The sequence below is a fragment of the Deinococcus rhizophilus genome, assembly GCF_030271215.1.
GTDB lineage: Bacteria > Deinococcota > Deinococci > Deinococcales > Deinococcaceae > Deinococcus > Deinococcus rhizophilus.
Map to the genome: position 1 here is coordinate 1 of NZ_JASNGB010000209.1, position 4,717 is coordinate 4,717.

The window sequence follows — 4,717 nt, forward strand, 5'->3', positions numbered from 1 at the left end:
CGACGCCCGCGCCCGGCTCGACGCCCTGCGGGCCGGCGAGCGCGAGCGGGCGCGGCAGCTCGACCTGCTGGCCTTTCAGGTGCGCGAGATCGCGGAGGTCTCGCCCCAGCCCGGTGAGGAGGAACCGCTGACGGCCGAACTCTCGCGGCTGTCGAACCTGGAGACCATCGCGCAGGGGGCGGCGGGGGCGCTGGAACTGCTCTCGGAGGGCGAGACGACCGCCGCCGGGCTGATCGCCGAGGCGGTCAAGGCATTGAACGCGGGCGCGAAGTACGACGAGACGAGTGGGCAACTTCAGCGTGACCTGCGCGAGGCCCTGGACGCGGTGCAGGCCGTCGTGGGCGAGCTGCGCGGGGTGGCCGAGGACAGCGCCCCCGACCCGGAGGAACTCGCGCGGGTGGAGGGCCGCCTCTCGGCGCTGGGCAAACTGCGGGCCAAGTACGGCCCCACGTTGGAGGACGTGCTGGCCTTTCACGCCGAGGCGGAAACGGACCTGAATCGCCTGACGCGCGACGAGCAGGACGCGGGCAGCCTGGAGGCGGAGGTGGAGCGGCTGCACGCGCAGGCGGTCCGGGAGGGCGAGGCGCTGGACCGGGCGCGGGGGAGGGTGGCGGGGCCACTCGCCGCCCGGCTGGTCGCGGTGATCCGCGAACTGGGCATGCCGCACGCCCGGTTGGAGTTCCGGCTCTCACCGCTGACCGCTCCCGGTCCGTCGGGGCTGAGCGACGTGGCCCTGTACTTCACGGCCAACCCCGGCGAGGACCCCGGGCCGCTGGCGGACGTGGCCTCGGGCGGCGAGCTGTCGCGGGTGATGCTCGCGATCTCGACCGTGCTGGGGGCCGACACGCCCACGGTGGTCTTCGACGAGGTGGACGCCGGAATCGGCGGGGCGGCGGCGCTGGCGGTGGCGGGGCAGCTCGCCGGGCTGGCGGAGGGGCGGCAGGTGCTGGTGGTGACCCACCTCGCGCAGATCGCGGCCCGCGCCGACCACCACTACAAGGTGGAAAAGCGGGTGGAGGGCGGGCGCACCGTCAGCCACGTCCGCCTGCTCTCGGAACCCGAGCGGCTGGAGGAGATCGCCCGGATGCTGGGCGGCAACACCTCGGAAGTCGCGCTCTCGCACGCCCGCGAACTGCTCTCGCACGGCTGACGGGCGGGTGGGGACTTGGTCAAGGTGACCTTCAGTCCTCGGTCAGACGCGGCCCCTAAGCTGGACGTCATGAAGAAGACAATGATGGGCACCGCGCTGCTGGGAGCGGGCCTGCTGGCGGGCTGCACGGCGACCGGCCCCGGCTCGCTGCGGGTGCATGAGGTCTCGCTCTACGGCGGCACCCAGGAGCGGATCGTGTGGGTGTACGGGGCGCTGGAGGGCGGCCGGGGCAGTGTCAAGGTGAACGGCACGGCGCTGGACCTGCGCCCCCAGATCAGCGACCCCCTCGCGCTGCCGGGCACCCTCAGCGTGAATGGGACGGCGACCTACCGGCTGCCGACCTCCACGGTGACGCCCAAGCTGGTCCTGACGCGCGACACGCTGGGGCGCTTCTCGGTCCCCGTCAACGAGGCGCGGGGCACGGTGTACTTCACCGACGGGCGCAGCTGGTCGCGGCTGAATGGGGCTTCCGGGGCCAACCTCACCGCCCTGCCCGTGAACGGACTGCGCGGCGCGGGCGAGCTCACCGACGCCGAGGCCGACGTGCTCTCGCGGGCGCTGACCGGGCAGGGACCGCTCGCGGTGACGGTGCTGCCGGAGACGGGCCTGCCCGACGCCCGCCTGACGGTGGAACCCGCCCCGTCCGAGTACCGCCGCACGGCGCTGTATGTCCAGTCGGGCGTGCCGACCCTGGCCGCCCAGCCCGGCACCCCGGCGCCGCCCCCCACCGCCGGGGGCCGCGTGGGCGTCACCGAACTCGCCNCTGACGGTGGAACCCGCCCCGTCCGAGTACCGCCGCACGGCGCTGTATGTCCAGTCGGGCGTGCCGACCCTGGCCGCCCAGCCCGGCACCCCGGCGCCGCCCCCCACCGCCGGGGGCCGCGTGGGCGTCACCGAACTCGCCAGCGGCACCAACGCGGCCCAGACCAGTCCCGCCGTGCAGCTCGCCACCTCCCAGAGCGCCCTGAATGCCCTCTACCGGGTCGCCTACGGCAACCAGACCGGCGCTCCGGGCGTTCCAGCGCTGCGGGCCGGGGAGACGGTCGTTGGGGTGTTTCTGGGCCAGCGGCCCACCGGGGGCTACGGCATCCGGGTGATGGGGGCCAGCGTGCAGGGCGGCGCCCTCACCCTGACCGTTGAGATTCGTGCTCCGGGCGCAGGCGCGATTACGACGCAGGCGCTCACCAGCCCGTGGACGCTGGTGCGGGTGCCGGGCGTGTTCCAGAGCGTGCAACTCGTGGACGGCTCCGGGCGACCCGTTCAGCTGGGCGGCGCGGGCGGCCAGACGCGCTGACCCTCCCCGCCCTACGCTGAACTTTCCGCACTCCGAACTTCCTCCAGCCCCATCCGCTCTGACGGGTGGGGTTGCTGCACCTCTCCCTCCTGCCGTCCCCCTTGGCTGGACTGAAGGCGAGAAAGGCTGCTGTTTCCGGGAATGTAACAGGGGCCGGTTTGGTGTGGAACCGCTTCATGCGGCAGGATGAGCCTGTTACAACGTCACATTCCTGCCATTCGAAGTCCCGGAGGACCCCATGAGCCTGACCCAGCCCCCCCTGCTGCAAGCCCTCGGCATCCGCAATGCTACCGTGCACCACAATCCCGGCGTGGACGAGCTGTACGCCGCCGCCATCCGCCTCGGCGAGGGGGTGCAGGCCGCCACCGGCCCGCTGACTGTCCGCACCAACAAGACCGGCCGCAGCCCGAAAGACCGCTTTATCGTCGAAGACGACCTCACGCGGGACGCCGTGTGGTGGGGCGGCTTCAACGTGCCGACCACGCCCGAGGTCTTCGACCGGCTGCTGGAGAAGATGACCGCCTACGCCGAGGGCCGCGAGCTGTTCGTGCAGGACGTGTACGCCGGAACCGACCCCGAGTACCGCCTCGGGGTGCGGGCCGTCACCGAGATGGCCTACCACTCGCTGTTCGTGCAGAACATGTTCGTGTGCCCCACCGCGCAGGAGCGCGAGGGGTTTGCCCCCCAGTGGACCATCCTGAACCTGCCGTCCTTCAAGGCGGACCCGGCCGTGGACGGCGTGCGCAGCGACACCTTCATCCTCGTGAATTTCACCCGGCAGATGATTCTGGTGGGCGGCACCCAGTACGCGGGCGAGAACAAGAAGGGCATCTTCGGCGTGATGAACTTCCTGCTGCCCGCTCAGGGCGTGATGCCGATGCACTGCTCGGCCAACGTGGGAGAGGCGGGCGACGTGGCCCTCTTCTTCGGGCTGAGCGGCACGGGCAAGACCACCCTCTCGGCCGACCCCAGCCGCAAGCTGATCGGCGACGACGAGCACGGCTGGAGTGACCGGGGCATCTTCAACTTCGAGGGGGGCTGCTACGCGAAGGTCATCAACCTGAACGCGGAGGCCGAGCCCGCCATCTACCGGACCACCCGGACCTACGGCACGGTGCTGGAGAACGTGGTGCTGGATGAGGACGGCACCCCGAACCTCGACGACGGCTCGCTGACCGAGAACACCCGTTCGGCCTACCCCATCACCCAGATCGGCAACATCGTGGAAGAGGGCATGGCCGGGCATCCGCGCAACGTGGTGTTCCTGACCGCCGACGCCTACGGGGTGCTGCCCCCCATCAGCCGCCTGAGCCCCGAGCAGACGATGTACCAGTTCATCAGCGGCTTCACCGCCAAGATTCCCGGCACCGAGCAGGGCGTCACCGAACCCCAGCCCACCTTCTCGACCTGCTTCGGAGCGCCCTTCATGCCCCGTCACCCCGGCGAGTACGCCAGGTTGCTGGCCCAGAAGGTGCAGGAGCACGGCGTGCGGGTGTGGCTGGTGAACACCGGCTGGAGCGGCGGGCAGTACGGGGTGGGCCAGCGCATGAGCATCCGGCACACCCGCGCCCTGTTAGGTGCAGCGCTGAACGGCGAACTGGACAGCGTGGCCTTCGAGCGCGAGCCGTTCTTCAACCTGGAGATTCCCAGCGAGGTGCCCGGCGTGCCCGCCGAGGTGCTCAACCCCCGCCGCGCCTGGACCGATCAGGAGGCCTACGACCGCACCGCCCGCAAGCTGGCCGGGATGTTCCGCGAGAACTTCAAGCGGTTCGAGGACGGGGTGGACCCGGCGGTGACGGCGAGCATGCCGGACCACGGGTAAGCAGTCTCCTATGAACAAAGCCCCGGCCGAGGCCGGGGCTTTTTCTTGGCGGCGCCTTCAGTTCACGGGTTCAGGCACCTCCACCTTCCCCGCCCCGCTCAGGGTGATCCCCACACTGGCCGCGATCACGCAGCCCATCGCCAGCCACTGCCCCAGCGTCAGGCGCTCCCCCAGGAAGAGCAGGCCGCTCAACGCCGCGATGGCGGGTTCCATGCTCATCAGGACGCCGAAGACGCGGGCGGGGAGGGCGCGCAGGGCCGCCATCTCCAGGCTGTAGGGCAGGGCGCTGGAGAGGACCGCGACCGCCAGTCCCGCGATCAGGGCGCCCGGCGCGAGCAGGCCCGTCCCCGCCTGCACGATGCCGAAGGGCAGGGTCACCGCGGCGGCCACCGTCATCCCCGCGACCACCCCGGTCACGCCGGGCACCCGCCGCCCCACCGCGCCCCCCGCC

At 71.6% G+C, this 4,717-nt stretch carries 4 protein-coding genes; 3 read left to right on the forward strand and 1 reads right to left on the reverse strand.

The window, feature by feature from the left end:
• From QOL99_RS15135 to pckA, 3 genes are all read left to right on the forward strand, one after another.
• Positions 1–1,150 (forward strand): DNA repair protein RecN (locus QOL99_RS15135; protein WP_285525045.1); only part of this gene is annotated, 1,150 nt, incomplete at its 5' end.
• Between the two features lie 1,096 nt (positions 1,151–2,246).
• Positions 2,247–2,444, forward strand: a complete 198-nt coding sequence (locus QOL99_RS15145; RefSeq protein WP_285525047.1) for a protease complex subunit PrcB family protein — start codon at positions 2,247–2,249, stop codon at positions 2,442–2,444.
• A gap of 238 nt (positions 2,445–2,682) precedes the next feature.
• Entirely contained in the window at positions 2,683–4,266 is a 1,584-nt protein-coding gene (gene pckA / locus QOL99_RS15150; protein WP_285525048.1) for a phosphoenolpyruvate carboxykinase (ATP), read from the forward strand.
• A gap of 57 nt (positions 4,267–4,323) precedes the next feature.
• Here pckA and QOL99_RS15155 read toward each other — a convergent pair.
• A partial coding sequence (locus QOL99_RS15155; RefSeq protein ID WP_285525049.1) for an EamA family transporter occupies positions 4,324–4,717 on the reverse strand: 394 nt, incomplete at its 5' end.